Raw genomic sequence first — 15,356 nt, forward strand, 5'->3', positions numbered from 1 at the left:
GTCAGGTCTCGGCCTGGACGCCGCCGTCCTTCCTGCGTTCACGCATGATGTACGCCGACGCCGACAGCACCAGGACCACACCGCCGAGGAGGCCGATCTCGACTGCGGCGCGGGAGAACTCCGGGCCCTTGCTCAGCAGGGTCGCCGCTTCGACCGACAGCACGACGATCTCCTTGATCGCGGCGAGGATGCCCACGATGAGGAAGGGCTCGACGACGATCTCGTGCGAGCGCAGGCTCACCCGGACCGCGTAGAGCAGCTCCACGAAGATGAAGATGAGCAGCAGGCCGTCGAGGATCTCGACGGTGAGCGTCGAGGTGGGCGTGTCCTTGAGGTGCAGCAGCTTGTTGAACTGTGCCGCGAGCAGCGCCACCGAGCCCAGCACGAGGACGACGGCGATGGCCCAGTAGATCGCGTCCTCGACCCAGCCGAGCACGCGGTCTGCGACGCGCTGCCGATCTTCCTCGTTCTCGCCCTCCGACTTCGCCATCACCGGTTGAGCATCCAGATCCGCGTCGACAGCGCGGTCGCGAAGGCACACCACAGCGGGTACGCACCCAGCGGTGCGGCCGCGGCGCCGTTCACCGCGACGGCCCTGCGGGTGAGGTCCGCACTACTGGCGGCCAGCGCTCCCGCGGCGATCGCGGAGGTGCCCAGCTTGCGTTGGTTGAAGAACAACCACGACCAACTGCCGTTGAGAACGAGGTTCAGCGCGAGCAGTCCCGCGAAGGTCTTCGCCTCGTCGCGCCGCCCCTGCTCGGTCAGCGAGTCGATGGCATTCGCCGACACCGCGGCGATGTCGGCGTACAGGATCGGCCAGACGATCGGGAAGGCCTGCCGCGGAGGCTGAAAGCTCGGCTTCCGCAGACTCGCGTACCAGGCCGACTGCGCGGGACGGCTCGCCAGGCCGCCGACGACCGCGGTCGCCAGCGCGGCGGCACCCGTCTTGGCCAGAGTTGCAGGACGCATGGTCGTTCCTCTCGATCTGGCCGGTCGCCTGGATTGGCCGCGGCCGTCAATTCCGAACAGTAGCGGGGCGACCCCGCGCCACGCGGTAGCCGCCGTAGATCAGTAGCGCGACGGCGAAGTCGACGAAGTAGGCGATGTCGGCGCCATGCCACGCCACGGCCACCGGTCCCTGGATCAGCGAGGTGTTCATGAACGGCACCGCCGCGAGATAGGCGACTACGAAGGCCACCAACGCTGCGATCGCATCGGCGCGCCCCGTGCTCTCGACGCTGGGATCGATCGTCGCCCTCCCCCTGGATCGGATGACCCAGTCGACGACCACGACGGCGACGAACCCGGGGATCCAGTACCCGATGAGCAGCAGCACGTCCTGGAAGCGGGTCGCGGTGTCGGCCGCGTGCAGCCACAGGATCAGCCCGAACGCCAGCACCGTCACGACCACTGCCGACACCGGCCTGCGCACCCGGACACCCAGGGTCTGCAGGGCCAGCGAGCCGCTGTAGTCGTTCATCACCCCGGACCCCACCGAGGCCAAGGCAATGACCGCGAGCGCCAGGGCGCCGATCACTCCCCCGCCCATGACGCTCTGCACGCCTTCGACGGAGTGCTCGGAGACCAACTCGCCCGCGGCGACGCCGATGCCCTGAATGAAGGTGTAGGCCAAGGCGATACCCGCGAAGGTGTAGCCGAACACCCGCATCCGCGACGAATCGGCGGGCAGGTAGCGGCTGAAGTCCGCGGCATAGCTCGCCCACGACACGGACAGGCTGAACGCGATCGTCACCTCGAGGATGAACGCGCCGACGAGGTCGGGGCCGGTGACGGTCGCGGGCACGATCACGTCGTGACCGCCGACGAGCTTGACGGCGAACACCACGAACGTCGCGAGCAACACCACGGTGAGCACGGCCTGCAGCCGGTGGATCAGCTCGTAGCCGAAGAATCCGACGACGCCCTGCACGCCGAGGACGATCAGCACCGCGGCCCAGAACGGTATTCCGAGCAGCGCCGAAAGCGCCTCGCCGCCGAACAACCCGACCAGCGCATCCCACGCGATCGACGACAGCCACTGCAACGCCGCGGGTACCACCACGGTGCCGCCGAACGCCATTCGCGCCGTCGGCAACTGGGCGGTCCCGGTCCGTGGTCCCCAGGTGGACAGATAGCCGACGACCAGCGAACCGAGCACGGTGCCGATGAGCATCGCGAGCATGCCGAGCCAGAACCCCAACCCGAGCGCGATCGCCAGGGCGCCGGTGAAGACGCCGGTCATGTTGACCTGCGGTGCGAACCAGACGGTGAAGAGCCGGCGTGGGCTGCCGTACCGCTTGTCGGTCGCCACGGGCGCGATGCCGTGCGTCTCGACGTGGAAGTCACCCGCTGCCGTCGGGCTGCGGCCCTGGAAGGGAGCAGCGCTCAGGGCGCTCGAGCCCTCCCCGCCGATCGACGCTACGGAACGTGGGTCTGGCATGCGCTCATTCGACCACGCGGGCAACCGGCGACCGTCGTTCGGTGGCCCGCGACGCTCCGGGCGTGGCCGCACCGGCGCGGAATCTGCGCCTGAGCAACGCCCGCGGTGAGGGAATCCATCGTGAAAATCTGAATTCGTTGCGGAAACGGTTGCGAAGGTACGTCCGATGGGTGAAGGTTTACCCACAGCGCACGGGCTGGATGGGGCTGCCATGGCCTCTGAGCGGACAGCCGTTGTGCGAGCACGAGGGAGAACTGATCTGACCGGCACAGGCAGCACAGCCGTCGACCACACGACAGGAGAGGACGGGGCAGCCCTCGGCACGGGACGCCCCGTCATCGAGATCGACCACGTCACGAAGCGATTCGAGGACTACGTGGCCGTCGCCGACGCGCACTTCTCGATCGCCTCTGGCGAGTTCTTCTCCATGCTCGGCCCGTCGGGATGCGGCAAGACCACCACCCTGCGGATGATCGCCGGATTCGAGACCCCGACGAGCGGCGCCATCCGGCTCGAGGGCGCCGACGTGTCGAAGGTGCCGCCGCACAAGCGCAACGTCAACACGGTGTTCCAGCACTACGCGCTGTTCCCGCACATGTCGGTGTGGGACAACGTGGCGTACGGGCCGCGATCGATGAAGAAGGACAAGGCCGAGGTCAAGCGGCGCGTCGACGAGATCCTCGACATCGTGCGCCTCGGCGACTTCGCCAAGCGCAGGCCGTCACAACTGTCCGGCGGCCAGCAGCAGCGCGTCGCACTGGCCCGCGCCCTGGTCAACTACCCCAGCGCCCTGCTGCTCGACGAACCACTCGGCGCGCTCGACCTCAAGCTGCGCCACGCCATGCAGTTCGAACTCAAGCGCATCCAGCGCGAGGTCGGCATCACGTTCATCTACGTGACGCACGACCAGGAGGAGGCGTTGACCATGAGTGACCGCATCGCGGTCATGAACGCGGGCAACGTCGAGCAGATCGGATCGCCGACCGAGATCTACGACGCGCCGGCGACGGTGTTCGTGGCCAACTTCATCGGGCAGGCGAATCTGTGGCCGGGTCGCCAGACCGGCCGCGACGGTCGCTTCGCCGAGGTCGCCGTGCTCGGCACCACGCTGCGCGCCCGGGCAGGCGAGACGACGATCGAGACCGGCGGCCAGGCCACGGTCATGGTCCGGCCCGAGCGGGTGCGGGTCTCGGTCGAACCGCTCGGCGGCGACGCCGCGTCGGTGCAGGCAACCGTGCAGGACCTGACGTTCCAGGGTCCGGTCATGCGGGTGTCGGTGGTGGCACCCGATGGCTCGATCATCCTCGCCCACGTCGGCGCGGAGCAGAAGCTCCCGGCTGTCAGGCCCGGGGACCGGGTCTACGCCGGCTGGGATGCCGAGGCAGCCCTGGTGCTACCGGCCGCAGACATCCCCACCACCGAGGACCTCGAGGAAATGCTCGACGACTAGGCCATGCGCGACCGTCCACAAGACTCCTCCCCCTTCCGCAACCGACGAAAGGCAGTGCCGCCATGGCCGCTGGAAACACCGACAACATCGACCCCCGCCTGATGTCCCGGCTGACCGCCACCCGCACCAACCGCAGGCGCTTCATCGGCGGTGGAGCGGCGGCCGCAGCGGCAGCCATCCTCGGACCGTCGTTCCTGGCCGCTTGCGGCTCGGACAGCTCCTCGTCGGGCGAGGGTTCGGAGTCGAGCGGAAGCGACACGACCGGCACGTCGAGCAACATGCTGCGGATCTCGAACTGGCCCCTGTACATGGCCGACGGATTCGTCGCGGGCTTCCAAACCGCCTCCAGTCTGACGGTGGACTACAAGGAGGACTTCAACGACAACGAGCAGTGGTTCGCCAAGGTCAAGGAGCCGCTGTCGCGCAAGCAGGACATCGGCGCCGACCTCGCCGTGCCGACCACGTTCATGGCGGTCCGCCTGCACACCCTCGGCTGGCTCAACGACATCAGCGACGCCGGCGTGCCCAACAAGCAGAACATCCGGCCCGACCTGCTCGAGGCGGGCGTCGACCCCGGCCGCAAGTACAGCGCGCCCTACATGTCCGGCCTCGTCGGCCTCGCGTACAACCGCGCCGCCACCGGTCGCGACATCCGCACGATCGACGACCTGTGGGACCCTGCGTTCAAGGGCAGGGTCAGCCTGTTCTCCGACGCCCAGGATGGGCTCGGCATGATCATGCAGTCCCAGGGCGGTTCGGTCACCGACCCGACGACCGAGAGCATCACCAAGGCCGTCGACCTCGTCCGGGAACAGAAGGACAAGGGGCAGATCCGCCGCTTCACGGGCAACGACTACGCCGACGACCTCGCCGCGGGCAACATCGCCATCGCACAGGCGTATTCGGGTGACGTGGTGCAGCTGCAGGCCGACAACCCGGACTTGCAGTTCATCGTCCCCGAGTCGGGCGGCACCACGTTCGTGGACACGATGGTGATCCCGTACACCACGCAGAACCAGAAGGGCGCCGAGACGTGGATCAACTACGTCTACGACCGCGCCAACTACGCCAAGCTGGTCGCGTTCGTGCAGTACGTGCCCGTCCTGTCGGACATGACCGACGAACTCAACAAGATCGACCCGGCGATCGCCAACAACCCGTTGATCAACCCGCCTCAGGACATCCTTGACAAGGTCAAGGGCTGGGCGGCGCTGACCGACGAGCAGACGCAGGAGTACAACACGTTGTACGCCGCTGTCACCGGCGGCTGAGGCATGGCAGGAGTCGCGGCCAGCGGTAGGCAGCGGAGCAAGATCGCTCCGTACCTGATGATCCTGCCGGCCATGGTGTATCTCGGCATCTTCTTCGTGGTGCCGGTAGTGACACTCGGCCGCACCTCGTTGTCGTCGTCGGGCGGATCGGTGTACCTGCCGACGTTGACGTTCGACTGGAACTTCGGCAACTTCATCGACGCGTTCCGGCAGTACGACGACCAGATCATCCGGTCCTTCACCTACGCGGGGGTCGCCACGGTCGCATGCCTGCTGCTGGCATACCCATTGGCCTACGTGATCGCGTTCAAGGCCGGCAGGTACAAGAACCTGATCCTCGGACTCGTGATCCTGCCGTTCTTCGTGACGTTCCTGATCCGCACCATCGCCTGGAAGACGATCCTCGCCGACGAGGGGTGGGTAGTCCAGGCGTTGGGAACCGTCGGACTGCTCCCCGAGGAGGGTCGACTGCTGTCCACCGGGTGGGCGGTCATCGGCGGCCTGATCTACAACTGGATCATCTTCATGATCCTGCCGCTGTACGTCAGCCTCGAGAAGATCGACCCGAGGCTGCTCGAGGCCTCGAAGGACCTCTACTCGTCGGCGCCGCGCAGCTTCGGCAAGGTGGTCCTGCCGCTGTCGGTGCCAGGTGTGCTGGCCGGCAGCATGCTGGTGTTCATTCCGTCGGTGGGTGACTTCATCAACGCCGACTACCTCGGGAGCACCCAAACGACCATGATTGGCAACGTCATTCAGAAACAGTTCCTGGTCGTCAAGGACTATCCAGCCGCCGCGGCGCTGAGCTTCCTGCTGATGGCGCTGATCCTGGTCGGCGTGCTCCTCTACACCCGGGCACTCGGAACCGAGGACCTCGTATGACGATTGCAGACCGTATCGCCGCGGCGAACGAGGACATCGGCGACGTGACCCCCAAGCGAACGCTCGCACAGCGACTCAATCTGGGCGACAACCTGTTACGGGTGGTCGCAGGACTCGTGCTGCTGTACCTCTTCCTGCCGATCTTCGTCATCATCCTGTTCTCGTTCAACAAGCCGACGGGCAAGTTCAACTACACCTGGCGCGGATTCACGCTCGAGAACTGGGCCGATCCGTTCAAGTACCCGGCGCTGACCGATGCGCTGAAGCTCAGCCTCAACGTGGCCGCCGTGTCGACGCTGATCGCGTTGGTGTTGGGCACGCTCGTCGCCATCGCCTTGGTGCGGCAACGGTTTCGCGGATCGAAGGCGGTCGACACGTTCCTGATCCTGCCGCTGACCGCACCCGAGGTGGTGATGGGCGCGTCGCTGCTGACGCTGTTCCTCGACCTGAACTGGGCCGCGGGGTACACCACGATCGTCATCGCGCACATCGCCTTTCAGGTGAGCTTCATCGCGATGACGGTGCGGGCGCGGGTTCGCGGCTTCGACTGGACGCTCGAGGACGCGTCGATGGACTTGGGTGCCACCCCGTTCCGCACGTTCTTCCGGGTGACGTTGCCGTTGATCGTGCCGGGCATCGTCGCGGCGGCGATGCTGTCATTCGCCCTGTCGCTCGACGACTTCATCATCACCTACTTCGTCAGCGGCGCCTCGGTGACGTATCCGCTGTACGTCAACGCAGCGGTCAAGGCGGCGGTACCGCCGCAGATCAACGTGCTCGCCACCGCGATCCTGCTGATCAGCCTGCTCCTGCTCGCCGTCGGAACGCTGTACCGGCGCAAGCGCATCGACACCTGAGTCCTCAGCCGACTTCGGCAGGCACCGGTGGCACCGTGCGGGCTCCGCTACGCGCGGCGCCGATGCCGGCCGCCACGACCATCGCGATGCCCACCAGACCGGCGGGTCCCGGCACCTGGTGCAGCACCACGAAGCCGACCAGCATCGCGAACCCGGGTTCGAGTGCCATCAGCGTGCCGAACGCCGCGGTGGTGAGCCGCCGCAGCGAGAGCATCTCGAGCGAGAACGGGATGACGGGCAGCAGTAACGCCAATCCGATGCCAATCAGCAGGATCTCGGGTGTCACCCGGGGCAGTACGGAGTGGCCAACGACGAGGGTCGCGAACACGCCGGCGACCGTCATCGACACGGCCAGGCCGTTGATGCCCTCGACCGCGTCACCGACGCGCTGGGTCAACAGGATGTAGCAGGCCCAGCACACCGCGGCAGCCAGCGCGAAGGCCACGCCCACCAGGTCGACGGTGCCCGCCCACGGTTGCGTCAGGAGGATCACGCCAAGGGCGGCGACGGCCGGCCACACGAAACGCTGCCTGCCCTTGCCGAGGAGCACGGCGACACCCAGCGGACCGAGGAACTCCAGCGCGCTCGCGGTGCCCAGGGGGATGCGCGCGATGGCCGCCATGAACAGCAGCGTCACGCCTGCGGTGACGATGCCGAGCGCCACGCACGTGAAGAACGCCGACCTGGTGAACGCCGACGGTCGGGGCCGCACGAGGATCAGCAGGATGACGCCGGCCCATGCCAGGCGCAGCCACGCCGCTCCCTCGACGCCGATGCGGTCGATGAGGCTCAACGACAGCGCCAGCCCCACCTGCACGCTGAGCATCGACCCGGTGGCCATCAGCGCACCGGTGCGCGCATTGGTGCTCGCCCCCTGAGAAGTCACCCTCGCATTGAACGGGAGGCCGACCGTTCGCGTCCACGTGATTTATCCGGACATACCGTTCACGAATCGCGGACGGTGGTTGGCGGTTTCGCCTGCCCGCGAGAGGGGTAGTGGGTCTTCGTGCTGGGAGGGTGGAGTCCATGACGTCAGTGGTCATCGTCGGCAGCGGTTTCACCGGGTTCGAATGCGCGCGCAAACTCGTCCGCATCCTCGGCAAACATGATGCGCCGGTGGACGTCACGATGATCTCGCCGGTCGACTACATGCTGTACACACCGCTGCTGCCCGACGTGGCGGGCGGCGTCGTCGACGCACGCTTCGTCACCATTCCGCTGGCCAACACGCTGCGCGGGGTGAAGATCGTGCGGGGCCGCGTCGACTCCGTCGACCTCGAGGGCCGTGCGCTCACCTACACCGACCCCGAAGGCCGACGGCGCGACCACTCCTGGGACCGACTGGTGCTCACTCCCGGATCGGTCACGCGCCTGTTCGACGTGCCGGGACTGGCGACCCACGCCCGCGGGCTCAAGTCGACCGCCGAGGCCCTCTATCTACGCGACCACGTGCTCGAGCAGCTGGAGCTGGCCGGCATCGACGACGACCCGCAGCGAGCCCAGGCCCGCCGGACCGTCGTGATCGTCGGCGCGTCGTACTCGGGCACCGAACTCGCCGTGCAGCTGCGGGCACTGGCCGACGCGGCCGCCGACCAGATGGGCTTCGAGCGCACGGCCGTGCGCTTCGTCCTGCTCGACATGGCCGAACAGGTCATGCCGGAGGTTGGCGATCGACTCGGCGCCGCAGCGATGCGCGTACTGCAGGAGCGCGGTATCGACGTCCGGCTCGGCATGACGCTCAACGAAGTCCATGCCGATCACGTCATCCTCACCGACGACTCGCGCATCGACACCCGCACCGTCGCATGGGTCACCGGCGTCACCGGAGCACCACTGATCGCCGACCTCGGTCTGGAGATGGAGCGCGGCCGGTTGAAGGTCCAGGCGGATCTGTCGGTCGCTGGCCATCCCCACGTCTTCGCAGGGGGCGACGCTGCGGCCGTGCCAGACCTCACCGAGCCCGGCAAGATCACCCCGCCCACCGCGCAACACGCGACCCGCCAGGGAAAGACGTTGGCGCGCAACGTGGCTGCCACGCTCGGCTACGGGACCAAGAAGCTGTACAAGCATCGCAACATGGGCTTGGTGGTTGATCTCGGCCCGGGGTACGCGGTGGCAAATCCCCTCAACGTCGCGCTGTCCGGCTTCCCGGCCAAGGTGGTCACCCGGGCCTACCACCTCTACGCGATTCCCAGGTTCGTCAACCGCTGGGCGGTCTCGCTGGCCTACCTCACCGACGCCGTGTTCGACCGTTCGGTCGTGTCGATCGGTTTGTCGTCGCAGGAGGACGCACAGTTCGCCGCCAGCGAGGGCATCCCGATGCCGAAGGCCGATTGAGTTCGGGCACAGCCCATTTGCTCAGTGGCCGTGAAAGCCGCGCAGTTTCACACGCGACACTGTGAGAGCACGCTAAGGAAACGGCGGAAAGTCGAACGTTTATCCGACCGTGGCCATTCTGTGACACGAGTAGTCCATCGTTATCGAAGTGAAACCGGTGGCTGATGTGGCAGCGCTACCCACCGCCGAAGGCCAGTGCCGGGGACCTGAGCGTGACGAGGAGCTGACATGGCCGTTCTGAGCGTGCACCGCCGGGGAGGACGGCGCGTCGGCGTCACCACCGCCAAGGTCATCGTCGCCTTCGACGCGGTGCTGCGTCCGGTGCTCATAGCTGGCGCGATCCTGGTCGCGGCCGTCGCGTGGTCCTCGCCCGCCCAGGCCGAGCCGGTGGGCGGTTCGTACACCGACGTGCTCGGCAGTACGGGCGTCGCAGGCAACGGCATGATCACCAGCACCATAGCCCAAGTGGGACAGGCGCTTTGCCCGCTGCTGGTGCAGCCCGGCAGCGGCCTCGCGTCGAATGCTCTCGCGGCAGGTGGCAACGGCGGGCTGGTGTCGTCGGTCGGAGGTGCGGTCGCAGGCATGGTGATTCAATCCCAATGCCCGAGCGCCATGGCGCAACTCGCCAACGGCAACGTCGCACCGCTGATGCAATTGCTGGGCATGAGCAACGCCGCACTCCCCGCCGGGTTGCCCGCTACCGGTGCCATTCCGCCGAACTTCGGCATACCACCCGCGGCAGCCACCAACCCGCTACAGCTGGCCGGGCTGTCCTAGCAGGACGAGCCGCCCGACTCGTAACCGCCGATCGCAGCGACCTTCTCGGCCGACGCGCTCTGCGGATCGAACTCGTAGCCGAGCCAGTCACCAGCGAGCCGACGCGCCAACTCGAGTCCGATGACGCGCTGCCCGAAGCACAGCACCTGAGCATTGTTCGACAGCACCGACCGCTCGACCGAGTAGCTGTCGTGTGCGGTGACGGCGCGGATGCCCGGCACCTTGTTCGCGCTGATCGCCACGCCAAGGCCGGTGCCGCACACCAGGAGTGCGCGATCGGCCTTGCCCTCGGCGATCAGCCTCGCCGCCGCGACGGCGACGTGCGGGTAGGCGGTGTCCTCGTCGGCGGTCACGCCGACGTCGATCACGTCGACGACGCGCGAGTCCGCCTCCAGGTCGCTCTTGAGCGCCTCCTTGTACTGCGATCCCGCATCGTCGGAACCGACGACGATGCGCAGCCCGCCCTGGTCACTCATCAGTTGTCTCCCTTGGTACTCGTCGCGAAACTCTCGACCACCGTGTGCGCGCACATCGCCAGCGAGGTCGCTCCCGCATCGGGTGTCCCGATGCTTCGTTCGGCCAGCGGGCGGGCTCGCCCCACCTTCGGCCGCATGCCTGCGGTGTCCCGAGCGGCGCTCGTCGCGACGTCGGCCGCGCGACGCCACCCGTCCTGCCACGACTCGCCGTCGGCCACGCGCCGTTCCAACTCCTCGACGAACGGCAGCAGTGCATCCAGCATCGTCTTGTCACCGGGTGCGGCACCGCCGAGAGACACCAACGCGTCGTACCCGTCGCGCATTCCTGCCGCCACCGTCGCCGCGTCGGGTCGTCCGGTGTCACCGAGCCGGGCGCCGAGAGCGCCGAGCATCGCTCCCCACAGCACGCCCGACGTTCCACCGGCCTTGGCCGCCCACTCCCGGCCCGCGGCAGCGAGTACCGAGCCCTGACCGGCACCTTCGTCAGCGGCGGCAGCTGCGGCAGCCGAGGCCGCCGACGATCCCTTCACCATGCCGCGGCCGTGGTCGCCGTCACCGGCGACCGCGTCGATGCGGCCGAGTTCGTCCTCCGCGTCGGCGAGCATCGCCGCCATCGCCTCGAGCGCACGCGCCACCAGCCGGCCGCCGGAGCGGCCGTCGTCGTCGGCGAGTCCGGCCAGATCCACTGACGGCGCGGCGGAGTCGGCCACCGGGTCGAGGCGCTGACGACCCTCAGCGGGTCCGGCCGCACCCTTGCGGTACGCCGGGCTGTCCGCCGGTGCGGTCCAGTACCGCTCGAGTTCCTCGTCGAGCCACATCACCGTCAGCGAGCAGCCCGCCATGTCGAGGCTGGTCACCAACTCGCCCACCTCGGGATCGACGATCTCGTACCCACGGTCGCGCAGGAGTTCGGCGACGGTCCCCCACACCACGAACAGCTCTTCGTACTTGGTGCGTCCGAGCCCGTTCAGGATGACCGCGATCCGCTTGGAGTCTCCGTCGGCGTAGTCGCCGAGCACGCCGTCGACGAGGGTGTGCGCCAACTGCTCCGCGGTGGGCATGTCCTCGTCGGCCACGCCCGGCTCGCCGTGGATGCCGAGCCCGAGGCCCATCTGCCCCTCGGGCACCGTGAACAACGGATGGTCGGCACCGGGCAGCGTGCAGCCGTCGAACGCGACGCCCAGTGTCCTGGTCGCCGCATTGGCCGCCTCCGCAACCCGGACCACGCCGGGTAGGTCCAGTCCCGCCTCGGCGGCGGCGCTCGCGCACTTGAACACCGTGAAATCGCCTGCGATGCCCCGGCGTTTGGCTTCCTCGCCCTTGGGTGCGCTGGCCACGTCATCGGTGACGGCGAAGTACTCGGCCTCGATGCCCTCGCTGCGCAACTGCGTCACCGCCAGGGTGAAGTTCATGACGTCACCGGCGTAGTTGCCGGTGGTGAGCAGCACGCCGGCGTCACCGTGCGCGGCCCTCGCGACCGATGCGGCATCCTCGGACGACGGCGAAGTGAACACGTTCCCGACGACGGCGCCGTCGGCGAAACCCGGGCCGACGGTGCCGCAGAAGGCCGGGTAGTGCCCCGATCCCCCACCGATGACGACCGCGACCTTGCCCGGCCGCGTCTGCTGGGCGCGCACCACGCCGCCGGGCACGCCGACGACGTACCGGGCGTTGGCGTCGAGGAACCCGACGAGCATGTCCTCGGTGAAGCGGGCGGGATCGTTGAACAGCTTGGTCATCGCAGCCGCTGCCCCGTATCGGTGTCGAACAGGTAGACCCGCTCCGGCGGCGCCGTCACGACGACCTGCTGTTCCGGCTCGAAGGAGTCCTGCGCGGGTGTCTGCACGACGATGCCCTCCTCCATGCCTGCCACCGTGGTGGTGGCGAGGCCGAACTCGAGGAGGTGCTCGAAGTAGGCGACGGTGACCGAGATGCCACCCGCACCCGCGGCGTCTGCGCTCAGCACGCAGTCCTGCGGCCTGACGCCGACGGTGACGTTGGTGCCGTCGGGCACGTCCGTCGCCGTCGTCTCGAGAGAGCCTGCGCGCGTGCCGATCTCGACGCGAGTGGTTCCGCCCGAGGTCCTCGCCACGCCGCTGACGACGTTGATGGCCGGCTCGCCGACGAACTGTGCGACGAACAGATTGGCGGGATCGTCGAACACCTCGTCCGGGGTGCCGAACTGCTGCACCACGCCCGCGTCCATCACCGCGAGGCGGTCGGCGAGCGACAACGCCTCCACCTGGTCGTGGGTGACGACGATCGTGGTGTAACCGAATTCGCGCTGCAGGATCTTCAGCTCGCGCCGCACCCGCTGGCGCGCCGCGGCGTCGAGGTGACTGAGCGGCTCGTCGAGGAGCAGCACCGGTGGGTTGCGGACCAGGGCACGCGCCAGCGCGACCCGCTGCTTCTGACCGCTGGACAGGCCCGCGGGGCGGAGCTCGAGTAGATCGTCCATCTCGAGGCGCGCGCTGATGGACCCCACCATCTGCTCGGCACCCTTGACCTTGCGGGCCTTCAGCCCGTAGAGCAGGTTATCCCGCACCGACAATGGCGGGTACAGCGCATAGCTCTCGAACCCGACGCCGATGCCACGCTTGGCGGCGGGGAGCTGCGACACCTCCCGGTCACCGATCTTGATCGAACCGCTCGTCACCGTCTCCAGCCCGGCGATCATGCGCAGCGTCGTGGTCTTCCCACACCCCGACGGACCCAGCAGCGCAACCAGTTCGCCGGGCGCGATGTCGAGGTTGATGCCCTTGACCGCCGCGAAGCTCTCCCGGCCGCGCGCGGTGTAGGTCTTGACCAGGTCGGTCAGCGTCAGGCTCTGGGCGGTGGTGGTCGCGGGTGGTTCCATCGTCGTCGTCACCGTGCTGCCTCCAGTTCGTCGTCGTGTGCACCCAGCCGGGTGGTGTCGCCATCGCCAGCGGTCGTCGCCGAATCGCCAAGGGCTCGGAAGACGTGGACGTCGTGGTCGGCGACGGTCATGGAAACCGGCGCACCCTCGCCGACGCCCTCGCGGCCCGAGGCGAGCACGATGAGCTGCTCCCCGCCGATGGCCACCGTCAGCTCGACGTTGCGGCCCAGCCGCTCGGCGAGCTGCACGGTGCCGCGCAGGGATCCGGACGGCGACACGTGTAGGTCACAGGGCCGCAGGCCGACTCGCACCCGGTCACCGGCGGCCACCGTGACGCCCGGCGGCACCGGGACGTCGAACGAGCCGTCGCCGAGCCTGATTCGGCCGTTGTCCACCACTCCATCGAGCATGTTGATCTCGGGCTGGCCGAGCGCCCGTGCCACGAACGTGTCGGCCGGTGCGCGCCAGATCTCCTCAGGCGTACCGATCTGCACGAACTCGCCCCCGCGCATCACGGCGATGCGGTCACCGAGGGCCAGCGCCTCCTGGTAGTCGTGCGTGACGTAGACGGTGGTCGTGTTCGACATCGCACCGAGCTGCTTGAGCTCCGCCCGCATCGCCGCACGCAGCTTTGCGTCGAGGTGGCTCAGCGGCTCGTCGAGCAGGTAGACGTCGGCGGGCCGCACCAGCACCCGGCCCAGCGCCACGCGCTGGCGCTGGCCGTTCGACAGCTCCCTCGGGAAGCGGCCGAGCAGGTGGTTGATTCCCAGCGTGCTGGTCACCTGGTCGATGCGCTCGGTGCGCTGCGCCTCGGTGTAGGTCCCGGTCCTACCGGACTTCAGCGGCGACGCCAGGTTCTCGCTGACCGTCTTCTGCGGGTACAGCGCGTAACTCTCGAACGCCATCGCGACGTTGCGGTGGTAGGGCTCCACGTTCGTGACGTCGGTCCCGCCGATGGAGACCTCGCCGGCGTCGATGTCGACGAGTCCCGCGATCGACTTCAGCGTGGTGGTCTTGCCCGCGCCACTGGGACCGAGGATGACGAAGAACTCGCCGTCGGCGATTTCGACGGACACGTCGCGTACGGCTCGGGTCTTGCCGAACGACTTGGACAGGTTCTGCAGTCTTACGTTGGCCATCAGGCCTTCACCGCCCCGAACGACAGGCCACGCACCAGGTATCGCTGGATCGTGAGCGCGAGTATGAGTGGTGGCAGGGCGGCGATGAGCGCCGCGGCTGCCGTGAGGTTGTAGTAGGCCTGCCCGCCGCCGCCGAGGAACTTGGTGATCGCGACGGTCACCGTGCCCGCGTTGCTGTCGGCGAGGATCAGCGGGAACACGTAGTTGTTCCAGGCGAAGATGAACGCGAGCAGCGCGGCCGCCGCGATGCCGGGCCGCACGATGGGCAGCGCGACCATCAGGAACGCCCGCTTGCGGGTGTACCCGTCGAGGAGGGCGGCCTGTTCGAGATCCTCTGGCAGGTCCTGGAAGTACGACCTCAGGATCCACACCACCAGCGGCATCGTCACCAGCTGCAGCACCCAGATCATGCCGACCTTGGTGTCGAACAACCCGATCTGGTTGTAGATGACGAACAGCGGGACGATGACCATGAGTTCCGGGGCGAACCGGAACGACAGCATCTGGAACATCAGGTCATTGCTGCCCTTGTACTGCCACCGGCCTGCGGCATAGGCCGCAGGGATGCCGATGACCAGCGAGACGATCACCGCGCCACCGCAGTTGAGCAGGCTGGTCAGCATCGACGCCTTGAAGTCGACGCTCGTCAACTGGGTGCCCCTCTCGGAGAGCACCGTGGCGAAGTTCGACCACGTCGGGCTGAACTGGAAGTACGTGGTGGTCTGCTGTTCGGCGTTCTTCAACGCCAGCATCAGCATCCAGAAGATGGGAAACAACGAGAACACGAACCAGATGACGACGCCGACGTCGGCGGCCACCGATCCGATCGACAACCGCTTCTGCCCGGGAAGCAGTTCGGCTCTGCTGAACATC

General features: G+C 67.8%; 15 protein-coding genes. 6 read left to right on the top strand and 9 right to left on the bottom strand.

Annotated elements, in window-relative coordinates; genetic code table 11:
- Window position 1: 1 nt before the first annotated feature.
- Genes LOK44_RS02350 through LOK44_RS02360 form a run of 3 tightly spaced genes read right to left on the bottom strand, consistent with a single transcriptional unit; the run spans window position 2 to window position 2,440 of the window.
- Entirely contained in the window at window positions 2-490 is a 489-nt protein-coding gene (locus LOK44_RS02350) for a phosphate-starvation-inducible PsiE family protein (RefSeq protein WP_237568938.1), read from the bottom strand.
- The gene (locus LOK44_RS02355) at window positions 490-969 is read right to left on the bottom strand and encodes a TspO/MBR family protein (protein WP_237568439.1); all 480 of its coding nucleotides are present in this window, start codon (window positions 967-969) and stop codon (window positions 490-492) included. Before LOK44_RS02355 ends, LOK44_RS02350 begins: the two co-directional genes overlap by 1 nt.
- A 46-nt stretch (window positions 970-1,015) precedes the next feature.
- Window positions 1,016-2,440: a purine-cytosine permease family protein gene (locus LOK44_RS02360; protein WP_237568441.1), complete on the bottom strand. Its 1,425-nt coding sequence runs from the start codon at window positions 2,438-2,440 to the stop codon at window positions 1,016-1,018.
- A gap of 235 nt (window positions 2,441-2,675) precedes the next feature.
- Between LOK44_RS02360 and LOK44_RS02365 the strand changes: the two genes are divergently transcribed.
- The 4 genes from LOK44_RS02365 to LOK44_RS02380 all read left to right on the top strand — a co-directional run bounded on the left by LOK44_RS02365 (window position 2,676) and on the right by LOK44_RS02380 (window position 6,897).
- Window positions 2,676-3,890 (top strand): ABC transporter ATP-binding protein, encoded by a 1,215-nt coding sequence (locus tag LOK44_RS02365; protein ID WP_372481156.1) that lies wholly within the window; start codon window positions 2,676-2,678, stop codon window positions 3,888-3,890.
- 62 nt (window positions 3,891-3,952) lie between these two features.
- Window positions 3,953-5,161, top strand: coding sequence for a polyamine ABC transporter substrate-binding protein (locus LOK44_RS02370; protein ID WP_237568443.1), 1,209 nt, complete (start codon window positions 3,953-3,955; stop codon window positions 5,159-5,161).
- A 3-nt stretch (window positions 5,162-5,164) separates the two neighbouring features.
- The gene (locus tag LOK44_RS02375; protein WP_237568445.1) at window positions 5,165-6,040 is read left to right on the top strand and encodes an ABC transporter permease; all 876 of its coding nucleotides are present in this window, start codon (window positions 5,165-5,167) and stop codon (window positions 6,038-6,040) included.
- Window positions 6,037-6,897: an ABC transporter permease gene (locus tag LOK44_RS02380; RefSeq protein ID WP_237568447.1), complete on the top strand. Its 861-nt coding sequence runs from the start codon at window positions 6,037-6,039 to the stop codon at window positions 6,895-6,897. The genes LOK44_RS02375 and LOK44_RS02380 overlap by 4 nt, the downstream gene beginning before the upstream one ends.
- A gap of 4 nt (window positions 6,898-6,901) precedes the next feature.
- On the opposite strand, the gene LOK44_RS02385 is transcribed toward LOK44_RS02380, so the two are convergent.
- Window positions 6,902-7,738 (bottom strand): EamA family transporter, encoded by an 837-nt coding sequence (locus tag LOK44_RS02385; protein WP_237568940.1) that lies wholly within the window; start codon window positions 7,736-7,738, stop codon window positions 6,902-6,904.
- 185 nt (window positions 7,739-7,923) lie between these two features.
- On the opposite strand from LOK44_RS02385, the gene LOK44_RS02390 reads away from it, so the two are divergent.
- Window positions 7,924-9,234, top strand: a complete 1,311-nt coding sequence (locus LOK44_RS02390) for an NAD(P)/FAD-dependent oxidoreductase (RefSeq protein ID WP_237568449.1) — start codon at window positions 7,924-7,926, stop codon at window positions 9,232-9,234.
- 228 nt (window positions 9,235-9,462) lie between these two features.
- Window positions 9,463-10,011, top strand: coding sequence for a hypothetical protein (locus LOK44_RS02395; protein WP_237568451.1), 549 nt, complete (start codon window positions 9,463-9,465; stop codon window positions 10,009-10,011).
- Here LOK44_RS02395 and LOK44_RS02400 read toward each other — a convergent pair.
- From LOK44_RS02400 to LOK44_RS02420, 5 genes are read right to left on the bottom strand one after another with little or no spacing between them, the layout of a single operon-like run.
- Window positions 10,008-10,487 carry a ribose-5-phosphate isomerase gene (locus LOK44_RS02400; protein WP_237568453.1) on the bottom strand — a complete coding sequence of 160 codons (480 nt, stop codon included), beginning with the start codon at window positions 10,485-10,487 and terminating at the stop codon, window positions 10,008-10,010. The genes LOK44_RS02395 and LOK44_RS02400 overlap by 4 nt on opposite strands.
- Window positions 10,487-12,226, bottom strand: a complete 1,740-nt coding sequence (derK, locus tag LOK44_RS02405; protein WP_237568454.1) for a D-erythrulose 4-kinase — start codon at window positions 12,224-12,226, stop codon at window positions 10,487-10,489. Before derK ends, LOK44_RS02400 begins: the two co-directional genes overlap by 1 nt.
- A complete protein-coding gene (locus LOK44_RS02410; RefSeq protein ID WP_249782947.1) occupies window positions 12,223-13,344 on the bottom strand; it encodes an ABC transporter ATP-binding protein in 1,122 nt (373 codons plus the stop codon). Before LOK44_RS02410 ends, derK begins: the two co-directional genes overlap by 4 nt.
- Before the next feature lie 8 nt (window positions 13,345-13,352).
- Complete coding sequence (locus tag LOK44_RS02415; RefSeq protein WP_237568458.1) at window positions 13,353-14,483, bottom strand: ABC transporter ATP-binding protein; 1,131 nt, start codon at window positions 14,481-14,483, stop codon at window positions 13,353-13,355.
- On the bottom strand, window positions 14,483-15,355 hold the full coding sequence (locus LOK44_RS02420) for a carbohydrate ABC transporter permease (protein ID WP_372481180.1): 873 nt from the start codon (window positions 15,353-15,355) through the stop codon (window positions 14,483-14,485). Before LOK44_RS02420 ends, LOK44_RS02415 begins: the two co-directional genes overlap by 1 nt.
- Between the last annotated feature and the right edge of the window lies 1 nt (window position 15,356).

It is taken from the genome of Mycolicibacterium lacusdiani, from assembly GCF_021916785.1.
GTDB classification, from domain to species: Bacteria; Actinomycetota; Actinomycetes; order Mycobacteriales; family Mycobacteriaceae; genus Mycobacterium; species Mycobacterium lacusdiani.

What these genes read in the sequence shown, in the direction of transcription:
- LOK44_RS02350 (WP_237568938.1), bottom strand. Translation starts at nt 490, where the DNA reads ATGGCGAAGTCGGAGGGCGAGAACGAGGAAGATCGGCAGCGCGTCGCA.
- LOK44_RS02355 (WP_237568439.1), bottom strand. Translation starts at nt 969, where the DNA reads ATGCGTCCTGCAACTCTGGCCAAGACGGGTGCCGCCGCGCTGGCGACC.
- LOK44_RS02360 (WP_237568441.1), bottom strand. Translation starts at nt 2,440, where the DNA reads ATGCCAGACCCACGTTCCGTAGCGTCGATCGGCGGGGAGGGCTCGAGC.
- LOK44_RS02370 (WP_237568443.1), top strand. Translation starts at nt 3,953, where the DNA reads ATGGCCGCTGGAAACACCGACAACATCGACCCCCGCCTGATGTCCCGG.
- LOK44_RS02375 (WP_237568445.1), top strand. Translation starts at nt 5,165, where the DNA reads ATGGCAGGAGTCGCGGCCAGCGGTAGGCAGCGGAGCAAGATCGCTCCG.
- LOK44_RS02380 (WP_237568447.1), top strand. Translation starts at nt 6,037, where the DNA reads ATGACGATTGCAGACCGTATCGCCGCGGCGAACGAGGACATCGGCGAC.
- LOK44_RS02385 (WP_237568940.1), bottom strand. Translation starts at nt 7,738, where the DNA reads ATGGCCACCGGGTCGATGCTCAGCGTGCAGGTGGGGCTGGCGCTGTCG.
- LOK44_RS02390 (WP_237568449.1), top strand. Translation starts at nt 7,924, where the DNA reads ATGACGTCAGTGGTCATCGTCGGCAGCGGTTTCACCGGGTTCGAATGC.
- LOK44_RS02395 (WP_237568451.1), top strand. Translation starts at nt 9,463, where the DNA reads ATGGCCGTTCTGAGCGTGCACCGCCGGGGAGGACGGCGCGTCGGCGTC.
- LOK44_RS02400 (WP_237568453.1), bottom strand. Translation starts at nt 10,487, where the DNA reads ATGAGTGACCAGGGCGGGCTGCGCATCGTCGTCGGTTCCGACGATGCG.
- derK (WP_237568454.1), bottom strand. Translation starts at nt 12,226, where the DNA reads ATGACCAAGCTGTTCAACGATCCCGCCCGCTTCACCGAGGACATGCTC.
- LOK44_RS02410 (WP_249782947.1), bottom strand. Translation starts at nt 13,344, where the DNA reads ATGGAACCACCCGCGACCACCACCGCCCAGAGCCTGACGCTGACCGAC.
- LOK44_RS02415 (WP_237568458.1), bottom strand. Translation starts at nt 14,483, where the DNA reads ATGGCCAACGTAAGACTGCAGAACCTGTCCAAGTCGTTCGGCAAGACC.
- LOK44_RS02420 (WP_372481180.1), bottom strand. Translation starts at nt 15,355, where the DNA reads ATGTTCAGCAGAGCCGAACTGCTTCCCGGGCAGAAGCGGTTGTCGATC.